The organism is Mesorhizobium sp. P171375, assembly GCF_057786075.1.
In genome coordinates this window covers 2144932-2161513 of the sequence record NZ_JBYNWF010000001.1, presented here as the reverse complement: position 1 = coordinate 2161513, position 16582 = coordinate 2144932, and the positions used below count along the sequence as shown (strand labels likewise).

Here is a 16582-nt window from a genome sequence, read left to right as displayed (position 1 = left end):
AATCAGGATCCTGTATGCTGGCTGCGGCTCGCGCTTGCCCAAGCGCCTTTCGCGCGGCCGGCCGCTCCAGCGATGTCTCGCCGCCTCGCCGGGCGGGTTCATGCCGACTGGTCAGTCCGCGCATGGGCCGCCGCGGTATCATCAAGAGCCGCGCGAATGCCATCAACCATGTAATCGATCTCTTTAGGGGCGATGACGTAGGGCGGGCAGATTGCCAGCACGTCGCCCATGTTGCGGATCATGACTCCGTGCTCGCGGCACCGCCGCTCGACATCGGTGCCAATTCGCAGCTCCGGCGCAAAGGCGCGACGGGTGGCGCGATCCTCGACGATCTGGATCCCCGCTATAAAACCGCGGCCGCGGACCTCGCCGACCAGTGTATGGTCGTTGAGCGCGTCCGCGAGCGCTGCATGCAGATAATCGCCGAGACGGCGCGCCTGGCTCACGAGATCGATCTCGCGGTAGATCCTGATCGCCTCGGCGGCGACGGCGGCTGTCACCGGATGGCCGGAATAGGTGAAACCGTGGCCGAACACGCCGACCTTGTGGGCCTCATCGGCGACGCACTGGTAGACCTTGTCGGAGATAATGACGCCGCCAATGGGCAGATGACCGGATGAAAGCCCCTTGGCGACCGACAGCATGTCCGGTTCCATGCCAAAAGTCTGGCTACCGAACCAGTTTCCGGTGCGTCCGAAACCGCAGACCACCTCGTCGGACAGCATCAGGATGTCGTATTTGCGCAGCACCGCCTGAACCTTTGGAAAATAATTCTCCGGCGGTACCAGCACGCCGCCGGCGCCCATGACTGGCTCTGCGATCATCGCGGCAATCGTCTCTGGCCCCTCCGCCAGGATCAGGGCCTCGAGTTCCTGGGCCAGGCGCGTGGCGTAGTCATGCTCCGCCTCGCCCGGCAGACCGTCGAGATAGTGGAACGGCCGCGCGGCGAATATGACGGGAAGCGGCGGCAGGTTGAAGGACTTGTGCATGTGCGGCAGCCCACTCAGCGCCGCGCCCATGATCGTACTGCCGTGGAAGGCGCCAAACCTGCTGATGATCTTGCGTTTCTCCGGACGTCCCCGCGCGGCCTGGTAATACCAGGCGAGCTTGATCATCGTATCATTGGCTTCCGAACCGGAGCCGACCAGAAAGACGCGCGCGTGGTCGAACGGCGCCAACGCGGTAAGCTGCTCGACGAGTTCGACGGTGGGCTCGTTCGAGCGGTGGTTGAAGGTGTGGTAGACGGCGAGCTTGCGCATCTGGCGGTCAGCAGCGACAGCCAGCCGGCTGTCGCTGAAGCCAAGCGAGGCGCACCAGAGTCCGCCCATGCCCTCGATATAGCGGTTGCCCGCGTCATCCGTGACGGTCGCGCCTTCGCCGGCCACGATCGTCAACGGACCATGATCCTCATGCAGGCGTGGATCCGTTTGGGAATGAAAGTGCCTGGCCATGTCCAGCACGCGCGATTCGTTGTTCATCAAAATTCTCCTTGCGACCAGATAGGAGGTTGCTTCGGCGAGGAATATCTTATAACTTATAAGTTGTCGAGAAAAAATGATCCTGAGAGTGACGTCCAATGGCCAACGCACCCACTCCTTCAAACAACACCCTGCCACCCGACGCGGAGCGGATCGCCCTGTTGCGCGACAGGGCAGAGTTCGTCCGGCTCGAGACGCTGCGCCTCATCCAGATCGCCAAGGTGGGCCACTATTCGTCGGTGTTCTCCTGCGCGGAAATATTCGCCACGCTCTACTACGATGCGATGCGGCTGAGGCGCGGCGAGCCGCAATGGCCGGATCGCGACCGCTTCCTGATGGGCAAGGGACATGCCGCGGTCGGCCTTTACCCGCTGCTGGTCGACTGGGGCTTCTTCTCCAAGGACGTCCTCGATGGCTACACCCGGCTCGGCAATCCGCTTGGCGATCATCCCGACATGCGCAAGGTGCCCGGCGTCGATTTCAGCTCCGGCTCGATCGGCCATGCCCTGTCCGGCGGCCTCGGCATGGTGCTTGGCGGCCGTGCGGCCAACCGGCGCTTCGATGTCTATGTCCTGCTCGGTGACGGCGAGATGCAGGAGGGCCAGGTCTGGGAAGCGGCGCTCTCCGCCGCCCACCATAAGGCCGGCAATCTGATCGCCATCGTCGACCGCAACGGATACCAGCTCGACGGGCAGGTCGACGACATCATCGGCATCGAACCGTTGGCCGACAAATGGGCGGCGTTCGGCTGGCAGGTGCACGAGGTCGATGGGCACGACGTCGTCGCTCTCGCGACGCTGCTGCGACAGTTGAAGGCCGAGGCAGACCGCACCCGGCCCGTCTGCATCATTGCCAAGACCTCCAAAGGCAAGGGCGTTGGTTACATGGAAACCGAACCCGGCTGGCATCTGGGCTATCTCGCGCCATCGGACGAGGCCTTGGCCGCCGAAGAGATCAAGCGTGGAGGCAAAACACAATGAACGGCCCGATCGATACCAACTCCTGGCAGTACCGCCAGATCAACGCGCGTGCGCCTGGCCTGAGTTATCTGGCCAACGCGCTCATTGATCTGGTCGAAGACGGTTATCCGGTCGTGGCCGGTACGGCCGACCTTCAATATTCCAACGGGCTGGTGCGGTTCGCGCAACGCTTTCCCGAACGCTTCACGCAATTTGGCATTTCCGAGCAGAACATGGTTTCGGCTGCTGCCGGCATGGCCAGCACCGGCGCCATGCCGTTCGTCGCTACATTCGCTTCTTTCCTGGCGCTGCTGTGCTGCGAACAGATCAGAACCGACGTCGCCTATTCGGCGCTGCCGGTGCGGCTGATCGGTCATCATGCCGGTATTTCACTCGGCTTCTACGGCACCTCCCACCATGCGACGGAAGATCTTGCCATCATGCGAAGCATCGCCGACCTCACGGTCGTCGCGCCGGCTGACGGCCCGCAACTGGCGGCCGCCGTCAAGGCGTCTGTCAATCATGCCCAGCCAATCTACTTCCGCATTGGCCGCGGCCAGGAACCGCTGGTCTATGAAGACGACGGCGTCGAGTTCCAGTTCGGCAAGGCGATCGTTCACGGCGAAGGATCGGAACTGACCATCATCGCCTGTGGCTCGATGGTCCATCCCTCAAGGGAGGCTTACCGGGCGCTGCGCGCGGCGGGCAAGTCCGTCGGACTGATCGACATGCATACGGTGAAGCCAATGGATACGAAGGCAGTGCTCTCGGCCGCGGCTCACTCCCGCTTCATTCTAACCATCGAGGAACACAATATCCTGGGCGGTCTGGGCGGCGCCGTGGCGGAAATCCTGGCGGAGGCGGGCAGCCCGGCACGGTTGATACGCCATGGCATCCGCGACGAATACAGCCTGATTGCGCCGCCAACGCATCTCTACAAGCACTACCGGCTGGACGCGGCGGGAATCGAGGCCACCGTTCTTGAAGCCCTCGGCTGAGCCGGCGGACCATAGCCATGCACGGACATTCCGATGACCGATCAGAATAACACCGCCCGACTCATCGAGCGCGCCGGTGCGGTGATGCCGGGCGGATTGCTCAGCCCGAGCCGCAGGCTCGGCGCGCCGCATGTATTTGCCCGGGCGCAGGGTGCGTTTCTCTACGACGTCGATGGACACCAGTACACCGACTTCCACTGCGGCTTCGGCGCCAATGTGCTTGGCCACTGTCATCCGGCGGTGCGTGAACGCATCGCTGCGGTCTCCCAGGACATCGATCTTGTCGGCGCGGGAACGATGCGGCTAGAGATCGAGGTGGCGGAGGCGCTGGTCGACTGCATCCCTTGCGCGGATCTCGTCGCCTTCTGCAATTCCGGATCGGAGGCGACCTATCACGCCCTGCGCCTTGCCCGTGCCGCCACCGGTCGCAAGCGCATCATCAAGTTCCAAGGCGGCTATCATGGCTGGCACGACTATGTCGCCATGAACGTACAGTCGCACGCGCAGGCGATCGGCAAGTACGATCCCATCAGTGCTGGCATCCTCGAGGATGCCGCCCGTCACACCATCGTGCTGCCTTACAACGATGCCGGCGCCGTCGAGGATTATCTCAAGGCCAATCCCGGCGATGTCGCGGCGATCATCATCGAGCCAATCGCTCACAATATGGGGTCGGTGATCGCGACGGATGTTTTCCTGCGCGAGCTGCGTCGCCTGACCAGCGATCATGGTGTCGTGCTGATCTTCGACGAGGTCATCACCGGCTTTCGCCACGCGCTCGGCGGCTATCAGTCGATCGCCGACGTCACGCCTGATCTCGCGACCTTCGGCAAGGCGGCCTCCTCAGGCTATCCCGTTGGCGTGGTGGCCGGTCGTCGCGATCTCATGGCGCTCGTCGGCCGGACCGGGGAAGGATCCGTGTTCATGGGCGGTACTTTCAACGGCACGCCGTCGACGCTCGCCGCCATGCAGGCGACGATCGAGGAGCTGTCGAAACCAGGCTTCTACGACCGCCTGTTTGCCCTCGGCGCTTTCATGCGCACGCAGCTGAATGGCATTATCGATCGCCTCGGCCTGCCCGCGCAGAGCGCCGGGTTTGGCTCGGTCTGGCTGATCTATTTCCTCAGCGGTCCTTACCGCGACTACCAGGACTTGCTGGGCAACGACGATGTTTTCGATCTTGCATTCCGCAGAGAGATGGTGGCGAACCGGCTGATCGGTCAGCCGCTTCCGCTCAAGCGTCTCTACCTGTCAGGGAGCCATGACCGGGCCACGATTGAGAAGTCACTGGATATCATCGAGACAATCCTGCGCAAGCTCTCCGCTGGGAAACCCGCCAGCTCCTAGCCATGTTTCGCAACGGACTTATAGGATATAAGAGCGTCTCGCACTATCCGTTGTCGATTCGGTGCGGCCAAGATTGCAGCGGTGGACCATGAGCACGATGCAGCCAATCGAGCAAGGCAGTCTGTCGGCGAGAACTTATATCTCGCTGCGCGAAGCCCTGATCGCCGGCAATTTCCGGCCTGGCGAAAGACTGTTGATGCAGGATCTGGCACAACGGCTGGGCACCAGCGTCACGCCTGTGCGCGAGGCCTGTTTCAGGCTCGTCAGCGAGCAGGCGCTGGAACTGCGGTCAGGGCGGTTCATCACCGTTCCAGAGCTGACCCGGTCGCGTTACTGGCAGGTCCGGCTCATTCGCATCGCACTCGAGGGACTAGCGGCCGAACTCGCCGTTGAGCATGTTTCGGAGAAGGACATTGCAAAACTGGTCGAGATCCATCGCGATTTCGTGGCCGGCGAAACGTCCGGCGATGCTGACCGCGCCCGTCGCGCCAATCGTGAATTCCACTTCGGCGTCTACCGCCTGTCCAAGATGGATATGCTGATCGCCCAGATCGAAAGCCTGTGGGTCTCGATGGGCCCTATCCTTAACGTGTATTATCTGCAGGCCGAGAACGATTACATCGGTGCGGAGGAGCACGAGACGCTGATCGAAGCGTTCCGGACCCGCAACAAGAAGGTGGCGCGTAAGGCGATCGAACGCGACATCGTGCGCGGTGGCATGAACCTGTTGCGGTATTTCGACGAGCAGGACGCGGCCGCCAAGCGGGCGTGATCGAAGCCGCCGGTCATTTGCTGGCGACCTCTTCTTCGCGCTGGCTCAGGCCGCCCGAAGGCGCGCGGTGGCGTCCTGGTCGACGACCCAGACGCCCTGCTCGGCGTCCAGCACCAGGGCCACCTTGTAGGATTGGCGAGCCGCTTCGCTCGTCAGCCAGCCGCGGTCAACGCTGGCCGCGACACGGCGGACATCGCGCTTGGTCGGGTCGCCGTAGCCACCGCCGCCACAGGCAACGAACTCGATGCGCTCGCCGGCGCGACACGCCTCCTCATGGAAGGCAGGCAATTCCACCAGCTTGCCGTCCGTGCCGCGCTTGGCGCTGCGACTGGCCTTGGCGTCACCGCCGCCGAGCACGCCGCGCGGCGGAAAAGTTGTGCCATCGGCCGAGTAGACCAGTGTCATCTCGTGGTCGACGGGATAGAAGACACCGCCCACCGCGGGAGCGCCCTCGAACTCGCCAATGCCTTGGGTATCCGCCACCACGCCGCGCGATTCAATGATGATGGGATACATGGATTCGTCCACCTCCACGGAATCCAGCGCGATCAGGCCGCCATTCGCCGGCCCGCAATATGTCAACCAGCCGTCATAGCCGTGACGCGCGCCGCCGCCGGCGTAGCCAATGAAGACCTGGTTGACGTAGGGCTGCCCGTCCTTGAACGGATCCTTGCCCGAAATCACCCCGATCCCCGCCGGCAGGTGCGAGCCGCTCTCGGCCTGGCCATAGGGTTCTCCCATCGTCGAGAACACGCAATTGCCGGCGATGATCAACCGGTCGTTGACATTGGTGGTCGCCACCGAGGTGCCTACGGGGTAGCGGGGTTTGCCAACCACGCTTCCCTCCCGCATCAACACCTTGATCCGGCTCTTGGCGCCCTCGTTGTGCGGGATGCCGTCGTCGAGATTGTTGAAGACGCCAATGCGGCACGAGCCCGTGCAGGTGTTTTCCGAAAGGTTGAGACCACCAGGGACGTTATCCATGTTGTCACGCACATCGACCGTGATCTCGCCGGCTTCAGGGTCGACATCGATGGTGATCCGGACCGGGATGCCCTCCTCCGCCACGCCGGGGACCGGGTCATGGCGGACCTCGTAGGAGAACTTGCCCTTCGGCAATTTGGCGATTTCGGCCATGGCGCGACGTGCACCGTAGTCGAACCAGTCCTCGACAAAATCCAGCAGCGTGTCGCGGCCGTATTTTTCAAGCAGTTCCAATAGACGGCGTCGACCGGTCCTGCAGGCGCCGATCTGGGCGCGCACGTCGCCCAGCCAGATGTCTGGAACACGGTTGCGCATCATGCCGATGCGCAGGATGTCCTGCTTCTCCCTGTGCTGTTCGACCACGCGCACGCAGGGAAAGTGGATGCCTTCCTCATAAACGTTCGTGGCGAATGGCAGATAGGTCGAAGGCGTCGGCGCGCCAGTATCGGCGTGATGGGAAAGCGCCACGGCCCAGAACAGCGGCTTGCCATCGAAAAAGATCGGCATCGCCATGATCAGGTCGGCATGATGGGTGCCGCCCGTGTATGGGCAGTTGTTGAGGAAGATGTCGCCGTCGGCGATATCGTCGAACAACTCCGTTATCGGACGGGTCGCCAGATCCATCGACATGACGTGGATCGGCAGCGCGTCCTCGGTGGAAACGAGGCGGTGATCATAGGTCAGGATCGCACAGCTCAGGTCGCGGGCGTTCTTGATCACCGCCGAGCGGCTGGCCCGCATCACGACCAGCGTCATTTCCCGCACGACGGCCTCGAACCGGCTTTTGAGAACCGACATCAGGAACGGATCGACGCGGCGCGTTGGCGTCTCCAGGCGAATGACAGGTGAATTCATTTTATGATGCCTTGCTCGGGAGGGTTGGTGTCAATCGACGGTCACGACGATGTTGCCTTGTGGGTCGACGCGCCCGCGATGTCCGTCCTTGAGGAAGGCGGTGAACGTCGTCGCCTCCACCAGGCATGGCCCATCAAGCGCCGCCCCCGCGCCCAGCTGGTCCATGTCGTAAACAGGTAGAGAGCTCGTCCGCCGGGTTTCATGCAAATAAGCTGACCGATGGGTCTTGGCGACCGGCGCCGTCGCCTGGTCGGCCAGCCTGAAATCCTTCCAGGCATCCTGATTAGCCCGCTTGCCCACCGCGCGCAGCTTCCAGTTGGTGAATTCGACAATGTCGCGGTCGGATCTGATCGAATAAATGCGTTCGTGCATCTGATGAAACGCTTCGACGAGACTTGGGAGTTTTTCCGCTTCGAGGCGCGGCTCATTTGCCTCGAAATGGACCTCGATTTCCCAGGACTGGTACTCGTAGCGACCAAGAAAGGAGAACTCGAAACGCCGCAGCTCGGGCTCAACGCCGGCCTGTTCGAGGAATGCCTCGCCCGACACCTTCAACCGCGCCAGGATGTCGGAGACGCCAGCGGCGTCGAAGCGCCGGGTCGAGGTCAGGAAAACCGCGCTTTCCTCGCGCGTGATATCAGAGATCAACCCGCCGAACGCGCTCAACCCAGCCATGAAGCGCGGGATCATGTAGCGTTTCAAGCCCAATATGTCGGCCATCTCGGCGATGTGGATGGCGGTCGCGCCGCCGCCGCAGACAAAGAAACTGTCGCGTGGGTTTATGCCCTCGCGAATGGTGATTTCCTCGATGGCCCCGACCATGTTGTGGTTGCTGGTGGTCTGGATGGCGTAAGCCGCGTCGAGCAGCGGGATGCCGAGCCGCGTCGCGATGCTCGCGACCGCTTTCTCGGCCAGTTCGCGGCTGATCTTGATCCGGCCGCCTAGAAAATAATCCGGGTCAATGATGCCGAGCACGACATTGGCATCGGTGACCGTCGGCGCGGTGCCGCCCGCTCCGTAGCATGCCGGCCCCGGCCGCGCGCCAGCGCTCTGAGGTCCGACCCGCAGCAGGCCGCCATCATCGACCCAGGCAATCGACCCGCCGCCGGCGCCGACCGATCTCACATCCACCTTCGCGATCCCCAGCGAGTCGTCGTGGATCATGCTGTCCGGGGTGACGATGATCTGGTGGTCGCGCAAAGCCGAGACGTCGAATGTGGTGCCGCCCATGTCACCGACGATGACATCGGCTTCGTCGCTCAGCGCCAGCGCGGCCATCGGCGCCAGCGTCGGCCCCGACATGACGCTGTAGATTGGCCGCCGCAGCATCTCGGCGGGAGGCATCATTCCACCGACGCAGTTGGCCAGCAGCAGCTCGCCCTGGAAACCCGCCTGCGACAGTGCTTGCCGCAAGTCCTCGATATAGGTGCGCACGATCGGATTGATCGACGCGTCGATAGCGGCCGCGATGATGCGCTTATACTCGCGCGACATCGGATTGACTTCATGGCTAAGCGTCACCGGGATCTCGGGCCATGCCTGCGCGATGATTTCGCGCACCGTTGTTTCATGGATGGGATTGACGACCGACCAAAGCAGACCGACCGCTATCGCTTCGACCCCATAGCGCCGGAAGTCGGCTATCGCCGCCTCGACATCGGATCTCGACAGAGGCGTGAGCTCCCGCCCGCGCGCATCGACGCGGCCCCGCGCCGTCTTCGTCAGGTGGCGCGGGACATAGGGCTCGGGATAGTCGAGCCGCCACTGGAAGGCGCCCTTGCGCGGCCCCTCGCGCAGGACGAGGATGTCCTGATGTCCTTCGTTGAGGATCAATCCGACCTTGACGGTCTTCCGCTCGACCAGCGCGTTGGTCGAGACGGTCGAGCCGTGTACGATCAAGTCGATCTTGGTCATGAACGTCGCGGGATCGAGCCCGTATCCGGCCGCCGCCACGTGCAGCACGTTGATGAATCCCTTCTCGAATTCGCCGGGCGTGGTGGGCGATTTGAAGATCGAGATTTTCCCACCGGGCTCGGAAATCAGGCAATCGGTGAAGGTTCCGCCGATATCGATGCAGACTTGATAAGCCATTTAAGGTCCGAAGCTGTTAGCGTTTCTTGTAATCGCGGCCCAGTATCAGGCTGGCCAGAATGATGAGGCCCAAAAGAACCTGCTGCAGATAGCCGTCGACCTGCATGAGGTTCATGGCGTTGGAAATGACCGTGATGAACAGGGCACCGAGCAGAGCCGCGGTGACGCCTCCTTCGCCGCCGGTCAGGCGCACGCCACCGACCACCGCCGCCGCTATCGATTCCAGGGTCAGGTTGCCGCCAAGATTGGGCTCGCCCGATCCGGTGCGCGCGGTGAGCAGCATGGCGCCAATCGCGGCCAGCAGCGAGCAGACCACGTAGTCGATCGCAACGACGCGTCCGGTTCGAACGCCCGCCGCCGTCGCCGCGCGAGGGTTGGCGCCGATGAGATACAGGCCGCGGCCGAACACGGTGAAGCGCAAGACCAGGAAGAGCAGTGCGAAACACAGCGCGGCGAACACGATGGGCACCGGAATGCCGATCAGCCGTCCCTCCGCCAAGGCGTCCGTGAAGGCCTCGGGAACGCCCGGCACGGGAAAGCCGCCGCTGACGGTTGAAGCCAGTGCCATGACAATGTTGGCCATGCCGAGCGTCGTCACCAACGGGTTGATGCCGATACCGGCGATGAGGACGCCGTTCAGCCCGCCGATCAGCAGCCCGACGCCGAGGCCGGCGGCGATTCCCCACAGGATCGGCATATCGCCGGTTCCGGTCATCACCATCGCCGATATGACGCTGACGAGCGAGACGGTGAAACCAAGCGACAGGTCGAAGCCGCGCGTCAGCAGCACCATGGTCTGCGCCATGGCAAACAGTGCGAGATAACTCGTCTGGATCGCGATGTTCCAGAGATTGCCGCTTGAAACAATGCGCGGGTCGAGCAGACCGAGAACTAGCAGGGCCAGGAATACGAGCCCCGGCAGCTTGGCCTGCGCCGCGAACTGGCGGATGTCCGGGCGAGCGCGGTCAAGAACAACCGGAGCCGCCATGTCTGGACGATCAGACATTGGCCCGCCTCCCCTGAACAATTCGGTCGAAAGCCAGTGCGCCGATGAGCACCGAACCCAGCACCAGGGTCTGGAATTTGCTGTCGATCTGCGTGAGGTTCATCGCATTGGCGATGATCGCCAGGCACAGCGCCGCCATGGCGACGTTCTCGGCGCGGCCTGAGCCGCCGCGCAATGAAACGCCGCCGATCACCGCCGCTGCGATCGTCTCCAGTCCGAGGGTCCCGCCGATCGTCGACTGGCCGGAACCGATACGGGCGGTGATCAGCACGCCGGTGAGTGCGGCCAGGAGACCGGAGAGCACATACGCGGTAATCAACACATGGTGTGTGCGCACTCCCGACAGTCGGGCGGCGCCGACGTTGCCGCCGACGGCGTAGAAGTGGCGCCCGAGCGCGGTCCGACGCTGCAGAATGATGGCGATGGCGATCACCACGATCGCCAGCAGCAAGACCGGCGGCAGGCCAAGCACCTGCCCTCGCCCGATGGCATAGACGAAGGCGTCGGAAACGCCATAGATCGGGATACCCTGCGTGTAATAGAGCGTAAGTCCCGCGACGATCGACAACGATGCCAATGTCACCATGAAAGGTGATAGGGAAAGACGCGCCACCAGCGTGCCGTTTACCAGGCCAACACAGGCGCCGCTGGCCAAGGCCAGCGCCACCGGCATCAGCAGCTGGAGCCCATGCGCGTCGGGCATCGCGGCCATCGCCGCGGCCGTGACCACGGACGCCAAGGCCATGGTGGCGCCGACCGACAGATCAAAACCGCCGGTGGTCATGACGATCATCTGGCCGATCGCCGGAACCGCCAGGAAGGAGAAATTGCGCAGGACGTTGAGGATGTTCAGGCGGTTCAGAAAACGCGGTTCGATGATCGCGGCCGCGGCCGCAACCGCGACCAGAAGCAGGATGACGATCCCGCCGGTTTCCAGAAAACGGCGCCGCAGCGTGTCAGGGCTCATGCTGCCTCCGTGGCGCCGGTTTCGGCGTCGAAATAGTGACGCAGCACAGTGGCCTCGGTGATGCCGTCGGCTTTGAGTTCGGCGACTATGCGCCCTTCGCGCATGACATAGACGCGGTTGGCCAGGTGAACGAGCTCTGGCAGTTCGGACGATGACAGCAGAATAGCCGCGCCATTCTCGACCAGGCTTTTCATAAGCCTGTAGACCTCGCTTTTGGCGCCCACGTCGATGCCGACCGTCGGTTCATCGAAAATATGGACCGAGACAGGACGCATCAGACCGCGCGCCAGCACGAGTTTCTGCTGGTTTCCTCCCGAAAACGACGACGCCGCGCGTTCCGGCGCCATCGGTCGTAGACCCAGTGTCTTCAACGGCGCGGCTATCGCCCGGCGCTCGCGCCAGAACTTGAGCAGTCCGGCCTGGGACAGTCTCGGGTCGTCGAGCGCGGCCATGGTCACATTCTCGCGGCCTGGTCGGCCAAGCGCCAGTCCCTCGGCGCCGCGATCGGCCGGGTAGTAACAAAGTCCGGCACGCAACATGCTGTGCGGCACTGGCGCTCGAACCACCGCGCCATGGAGCTCGATCTCACCGGACGTCACCCGCTCCAAGCCGAACACCGCCCGGCAAAGTTCGCTGCGGCCGCAGCCAACCAGGCCTGCCAGGCCGACGATTTCTCCAGCCCTGACCGTGATGGAGGCGTCCGACACGCTACCGGAGACACGCAGCCCCCTGGTCGCCAGCACGATTTCGGCGGGGCGCTGGCTGATTGACGGATAAAGTCGTTCGACCGGCTGGCCGACCATCATCTCGATCAGGGTCGCGTCCGATGCCGCGGCGATGGCCACTGTGTCGATCTTACGCCCTCCTCGCAGCACCGTGACACGGTCCGCGAGCCGACGGATCTCCGCCATGCGGTGCGACACATAGATGATACCGACGCCCCGCGCCTTGAGGCCCGCGATGGCGGCGAACAGTTTTTCCGCTTCACCGTCGGTAAGCGACGCGGTCGGTTCGTCCAGGATGAGTATCTTGGCATCCGAAAGCATGCCCTTGGCAATCTCGACCATCTGCTTTTGCGCCCGGGTGAGCGTTTCGATCTTGCTGGCCAGCTCGACGTGAAAGCCAATGTCGCGGGGACGAGACTGAATTCCTGGAACACAGCCGCCACCCCGGCATCGCGGGATTTCTGGGGGGTCAGCGCGGAAACGGTTTCGCCGTCGATACGGCACGAGCCTTCGGTCCAGCCATAGGTTCCCGCTATAAGATTGATGAGCGTCGACTTGCCGGCGCCGTTTTCGCCGAGAAGGGCATGGACCTCGCCGCTCAGCAGCGTGAAGTCGACGCCGTCAAGCGCCACCACACCCCCGAAACGCTTCGTCATACCCGTAAGTTCAAGCATCGCTGACACCACCGAACTCGAAGCAAAAAGGGCGGCAGGCCAAGGCCGAGGTCTACCACCCATCGTAGATGCGACTATTGTACCGAAAATTCAGGCTTCCACCCATCGGGCGCGAAAATCTGCGTCGGGTCGATCTTGTCGACGTTGTCCTTGGTCACGATGCCCGGCGCGACCAGCAGAACCTTCTCATAGTCCTTCTTTTCCAAGGCGCGCACCGCGAGGTCGACGCTGATGCGGCCCATCATGACCGGATACTCGGCGGCAAAGCCAAGCACCTTGCCTTCCTTGACCAGCTTCAGCATCGTCTGGTTCTCGTAAGACGACATGATCACGACATCGTCGCGGCCGGCGTCGGCGACGGCACTGACGGCCGCTTCCGCCGCCGCGGCCCCGCCCCAGATGACATTGAGATCCGGATAGGTCTGCAGGGCGTCCTCGACGAGGCGTAGGCTCTGCGGAACGCCCGGCTCCCCATAGAGCTCGGCCGCTAGCTTGATGTTGCCGGTTTTGGTGCTGTCGCGGAAGCCCGCCATATAGCTCTCAGCCCAGCCCGATCCCTGCGGACCCGGCAGGCCGATCGCGGTCGTCTTTTTGTCGCCGAGATACTTCTTGAGGTACTCACCCTCCTGAAAACCCTTCTGGTAGGTATCGGGAGTGATGCGCGCGGTGATCGGAGTTTCCAGTATGGGATTGGCGACGGCGATCTGGACAAGACCCTTGGCATCGCCCTCCTTCAGCTTGGCCGCCAAACCGGCTTCCGAGATGGCGGCGACGAGGATGCCCTGGGCGCCGGATGCGACGCAATCGTCATATTGCGACAGCTGCTTGGGCAGTGCGTCATAGCCGCCGGCCTGCAGCACCGTCACTTTGACACCCAGGCGCTTTGCTTCCTCAACGATACCGTAGTCCACCGAGACCCAGTAGCTGTCCTTGAGGTGCGGAAACAAGACGCACAGGTTCCAGGGCTTCTCGGCCTTTTCCAGCGGCACATAGTCGAGTGCCTCGACTTTTTTCAGATCGCCGCCTTTGGCCGCGTTGATCTTGAAGGGCCACCAATCCTTGGCCTCGGCGGCGTTGGGCAGGACGGCCACGCCGGTGACGAAAGCCGCCGCGAGGATGGATCGGAAAGCGTGATTCTTGGTCATGTGATTCCCCATTTGTTTCGTGTGTTCCCGGGTGGGGAGCCGACGAATTCGCCGGCTCCCCGGTCTGCCTTGGGAGCAGAGATATCTGCCGATGCGTGGAAGTCACCTTTTCGGCGAATGCGCCTTGGGGTCGTCCGCGCTGTCGCTCATTCACATCGCCACCGTACTACTTATAAGTTATAAGTCAACAGGCTTTCATACGCTGGTGCTAATTTCAGGCAGGGTGAGCGTCTTCAATCCCGCGCCCTCGCCGCCGTCGACCGGCATGACGATGCCGTTGACGAAGGATGAAGCGCGCGACAGCAGCCAGGCCACGGCCTCGGCGACGTCTTCGGGAGTTCCCAATCGACCCACTGGAATGCGGCTTTCCAGCAGAGCCCTGCGGCCAGGAATGGCTAGCGTGCCCGCCATCATCCTTGTTGCGATCTGGCCGGGGCAGACGGCATTGAAGCGAACGTCGCTGATCTCCAATGCCAGCGACAAGGTCAAGGCGATCAGCGCGGCCTTGGAGGCCGAGTAGATGGCCAGACCCTCCTCGCCCATCAGCCCGGCCACCGATGACATCATCACCACCGATCCGCGCGCCGCGCGCAGGCCTGGCAGCGCCGCGCTGGTGAAGACGAACGACGAGCGCGCATTCACCCTCATGATCTCGTCCCAATCGCTCAGGGTGGCGGTCTCAAAAGCCCCTCGCCCCGTCATGCCGGCGTTGTTGACCAATCCGGCGATCTTTCCGTTACCGAGCATCATCGCGGTATTGATGACGGTTCGGCATTGGGCTTCGTCGCGCACATCACAGGCGATGAAATGTGCATTGGCGAGGCTGGATACGATTTCTCGTGCGGCAGCCTCGTCGCGACCCGTGAAGACGACGGCCGCGTTCTCCTGCTCGGCAAGGCGCCGGACACAGGCGGCGCCGATGCCATGCGTGCCGCCGGTTACGACATAGACACTCTCTTTTTCTCTCATGGTTCAGCCTTATGAATGATTGGCCCAACGAGCCAGGTTGCGCTGTCACGCTTCCAGCAAGGCTCGCGCAATTCGGTTGTGGTCCCGCCCACGGTGGGGTGGCTCACTGCGCGCGTCGATCGTGTTCACGGGCGTGGCGCCGCCGGTGGTCGGATAAAGGCATGTCGGAGCATGCAGCCTGCGCCGCGTTCAGTCAGTGTAAGTCGCGCTGAAAACCAAGCTCCAGCACGCCCGAAGCGTCATGGCCTCGACGAACCGCGGCGGTCCGGCGCTGACAAGACACAGTCTTTGATGATGTTGAAACCCGGGCATCCAGTGGCGTTGCGATCGTAAGCTTCGAAGACACCAATTGTCAGGTGGAGCCACAGAAAAATTCTTATCGTGGAACTGCGGCATTCGGCTATGCGAAAATATCACTGTTAACCCTCGACGCCCCCCGGCGATGCTGCTCATCATTCGACGGCCCACAAATAGACTTCCAAGCTAGGTAGTGAGGGTCACGAGACGCGCACTCCGCAGACACGAACAAACGCTGTGACGCGTCCCCTGCCCAAAGTCTGTGTTAACTTATAACTTATAAGGCGACTGTCAAGAATAGCGGCTGTGGTGTTCTGGCGTTGAGGGACCGGTTAGGCTGCGGCTGATGGAAAGACATGGCTGCATGGCGATGGCAGTGCGGTTCCGGACTGCCATTATGCGACTTTCGAGGCACAAATCATGAACATGGGACGACGGATATTTGGTTCGAACTCGCGAGGGACCGGCCCAAAGTGCTACCTAGACTACTCTGAACTCGCGGCAGCGTTTGCCGCTGACTGATCAAATGCCAGCCGCAATCGCTCCATTTCCGGGCGACTGTGTTCGCGGGCGGCAAAGGATCCCACGGCAAGCGCCGGGCTGAGGCATGGATTTTCGCAATGTTGCCATGCTCGTCCGGGCGGCGCCACCCACAAGAAGCTTGATCCTATGAATCGGAATATGCAATTGCACGCGCCGGTGCGGCGATGCATCGAACGTTTTGATCCGGCTGGGACGCCGTGTACGAAATGCCGCCTTCGGCCTCATCGCGGTCATCGACGGTAAATGGCTCGATCGATCCGCCGGCCGACAGGTGGAGAGGGATAAGGAAGGACTAGCAACCGACGCGCACGGATTTGGGGATTCAGCCGTATGAGGTAGCGAAGCACGGTCAGAATATCCGCCGTTGTGCCGTTCCAACGCAGCACCCGAAGTTGGTTGACCGGCTTGTAGATACCGGCGCCCCCGGCGATGGCGTCGAGGGCGACTAGTACGAGGGCGAAATAGCCATAGGAAAAGGTATTGTCATTTGTCCACCGATCGAATGATACCGCGAAGAGGCGTGGCGCGGCACGCCATTTCCGAAGGATCTCCACCATTTCGGGATCTTCCTCGAGCTGGTCTCGAATATCGTCGAGAAAACGCCGCTTCGTGCGCGCCTTGAATTCGCTATGCAGATCGGCGAATGCAACATCGAAGCGCGATTTCCTCGCCATAGGCCCCCTGCGTCATTGAATGTTTGATCGACTAGCGTTGGACTAGAGTTGTTGTTTTCGGATTGCTCCATTGAACCGCCGTCGAGGACAGCGAAGAA

Annotated in this window: 13 protein-coding genes and 1 pseudogene; 4 read left to right on the top strand and 10 right to left on the bottom strand. The window is 62.4% G+C overall.

Annotated features, from left to right (window positions below; translation table 11 throughout):
- Positions 1 to 98: 98 nt before the first annotated feature.
- Positions 99 to 1478 (bottom strand): aminotransferase, encoded by a 1380-nt coding sequence (locus ACYHH6_RS10340; RefSeq protein ID WP_352487244.1) that lies wholly within the window; start codon positions 1476 to 1478, stop codon positions 99 to 101.
- 161 nt (positions 1479 to 1639) lie between these two features.
- On the opposite strand from ACYHH6_RS10340, the gene ACYHH6_RS10335 reads away from it, so the two are divergent.
- The 4 genes from ACYHH6_RS10335 (at position 1640) to ACYHH6_RS10320 (ending at position 5554) form a co-directional block, all read left to right on the top strand.
- Complete coding sequence (locus ACYHH6_RS10335) at positions 1640 to 2458, top strand: transketolase (protein ID WP_245263162.1); 819 nt, start codon at positions 1640 to 1642, stop codon at positions 2456 to 2458.
- Entirely contained in the window at positions 2455 to 3435 is a 981-nt protein-coding gene (locus tag ACYHH6_RS10330) for a transketolase family protein (RefSeq protein ID WP_352592935.1), read from the top strand. Before ACYHH6_RS10335 ends, ACYHH6_RS10330 begins: the two co-directional genes overlap by 4 nt.
- 33 nt (positions 3436 to 3468) lie before the next feature.
- Complete coding sequence (locus ACYHH6_RS10325) at positions 3469 to 4782, top strand: aspartate aminotransferase family protein (protein WP_352592932.1); 1314 nt, start codon at positions 3469 to 3471, stop codon at positions 4780 to 4782.
- 88 nt (positions 4783 to 4870) lie between these two features.
- The gene (locus ACYHH6_RS10320; RefSeq protein ID WP_023737066.1) at positions 4871 to 5554 is read left to right on the top strand and encodes a GntR family transcriptional regulator; all 684 of its coding nucleotides are present in this window, start codon (positions 4871 to 4873) and stop codon (positions 5552 to 5554) included.
- A 45-nt stretch (positions 5555 to 5599) separates the two neighbouring features.
- On the opposite strand, the gene ACYHH6_RS10315 is transcribed toward ACYHH6_RS10320, so the two are convergent.
- The 9 genes and pseudogenes from ACYHH6_RS10315 to ACYHH6_RS10275 form a co-directional block, all read right to left on the bottom strand.
- Entirely contained in the window at positions 5600 to 7393 is a 1794-nt protein-coding gene (locus ACYHH6_RS10315) for a hydantoinase B/oxoprolinase family protein (RefSeq protein ID WP_352592929.1), read from the bottom strand.
- A 30-nt stretch (positions 7394 to 7423) separates the two neighbouring features.
- A complete protein-coding gene (locus ACYHH6_RS10310) occupies positions 7424 to 9484 on the bottom strand; it encodes a hydantoinase/oxoprolinase family protein (protein ID WP_352592926.1) in 2061 nt (686 codons plus the stop codon).
- 16 nt (positions 9485 to 9500) lie between these two features.
- On the bottom strand, positions 9501 to 10490 hold the full coding sequence (locus ACYHH6_RS10305; protein WP_031258573.1) for an ABC transporter permease: 990 nt from the start codon (positions 10488 to 10490) through the stop codon (positions 9501 to 9503).
- Positions 10483 to 11457, bottom strand: coding sequence for an ABC transporter permease (locus ACYHH6_RS10300; RefSeq protein ID WP_023768623.1), 975 nt, complete (start codon positions 11455 to 11457; stop codon positions 10483 to 10485). The genes ACYHH6_RS10305 and ACYHH6_RS10300 overlap by 8 nt, the downstream gene beginning before the upstream one ends.
- The gene (locus ACYHH6_RS10295; RefSeq protein WP_352592921.1) at positions 11454 to 12524 is read right to left on the bottom strand and encodes a sugar ABC transporter ATP-binding protein; all 1071 of its coding nucleotides are present in this window, start codon (positions 12522 to 12524) and stop codon (positions 11454 to 11456) included. Before ACYHH6_RS10295 ends, ACYHH6_RS10300 begins: the two co-directional genes overlap by 4 nt.
- A 104-nt stretch (positions 12525 to 12628) precedes the next feature.
- Positions 12629 to 12784: pseudogene (locus ACYHH6_RS10290) on the bottom strand (ATP-binding cassette domain-containing protein); the annotation flags it as partial.
- Positions 12785 to 12930: 146 nt separating this feature from the next.
- A complete protein-coding gene (gene torT / locus ACYHH6_RS10285) occupies positions 12931 to 14001 on the bottom strand; it encodes a TMAO reductase system periplasmic protein TorT (protein WP_352480520.1) in 1071 nt (356 codons plus the stop codon).
- Positions 14002 to 14196: 195 nt separating this feature from the next.
- Positions 14197 to 14970 carry an SDR family NAD(P)-dependent oxidoreductase gene (locus tag ACYHH6_RS10280; RefSeq protein ID WP_352592918.1) on the bottom strand — a complete coding sequence of 258 codons (774 nt, stop codon included), beginning with the start codon at positions 14968 to 14970 and terminating at the stop codon, positions 14197 to 14199.
- A 1070-nt stretch (positions 14971 to 16040) separates the two neighbouring features.
- Positions 16041 to 16484 (bottom strand): hypothetical protein, encoded by a 444-nt coding sequence (locus ACYHH6_RS10275; protein WP_352592915.1) that lies wholly within the window; start codon positions 16482 to 16484, stop codon positions 16041 to 16043.
- Between the last annotated feature and the right edge of the window lie 98 nt (positions 16485 to 16582).

Coding starts and splice junctions, on each gene's coding strand:
- ACYHH6_RS10340 (WP_352487244.1), bottom strand. CDS start 1,478: ATGAACAACGAATCGCGCGTGCTGGACATGGCCAGGCACTTTCATTCC.
- ACYHH6_RS10330 (WP_352592935.1), top strand. CDS start 2,455: ATGAACGGCCCGATCGATACCAACTCCTGGCAGTACCGCCAGATCAAC.
- ACYHH6_RS10325 (WP_352592932.1), top strand. CDS start 3,469: ATGACCGATCAGAATAACACCGCCCGACTCATCGAGCGCGCCGGTGCG.
- ACYHH6_RS10320 (WP_023737066.1), top strand. CDS start 4,871: ATGAGCACGATGCAGCCAATCGAGCAAGGCAGTCTGTCGGCGAGAACT.
- ACYHH6_RS10315 (WP_352592929.1), bottom strand. CDS start 7,393: ATGAATTCACCTGTCATTCGCCTGGAGACGCCAACGCGCCGCGTCGAT.
- ACYHH6_RS10310 (WP_352592926.1), bottom strand. CDS start 9,484: ATGGCTTATCAAGTCTGCATCGATATCGGCGGAACCTTCACCGATTGC.
- ACYHH6_RS10305 (WP_031258573.1), bottom strand. CDS start 10,490: ATGTCTGATCGTCCAGACATGGCGGCTCCGGTTGTTCTTGACCGCGCT.
- ACYHH6_RS10300 (WP_023768623.1), bottom strand. CDS start 11,457: ATGAGCCCTGACACGCTGCGGCGCCGTTTTCTGGAAACCGGCGGGATC.
- ACYHH6_RS10295 (WP_352592921.1), bottom strand. CDS start 12,524: ATGGTCGAGATTGCCAAGGGCATGCTTTCGGATGCCAAGATACTCATC.
- torT (WP_352480520.1), bottom strand. CDS start 14,001: ATGACCAAGAATCACGCTTTCCGATCCATCCTCGCGGCGGCTTTCGTC.
- ACYHH6_RS10280 (WP_352592918.1), bottom strand. CDS start 14,970: ATGAGAGAAAAAGAGAGTGTCTATGTCGTAACCGGCGGCACGCATGGC.
- ACYHH6_RS10275 (WP_352592915.1), bottom strand. CDS start 16,484: ATGGCGAGGAAATCGCGCTTCGATGTTGCATTCGCCGATCTGCATAGC.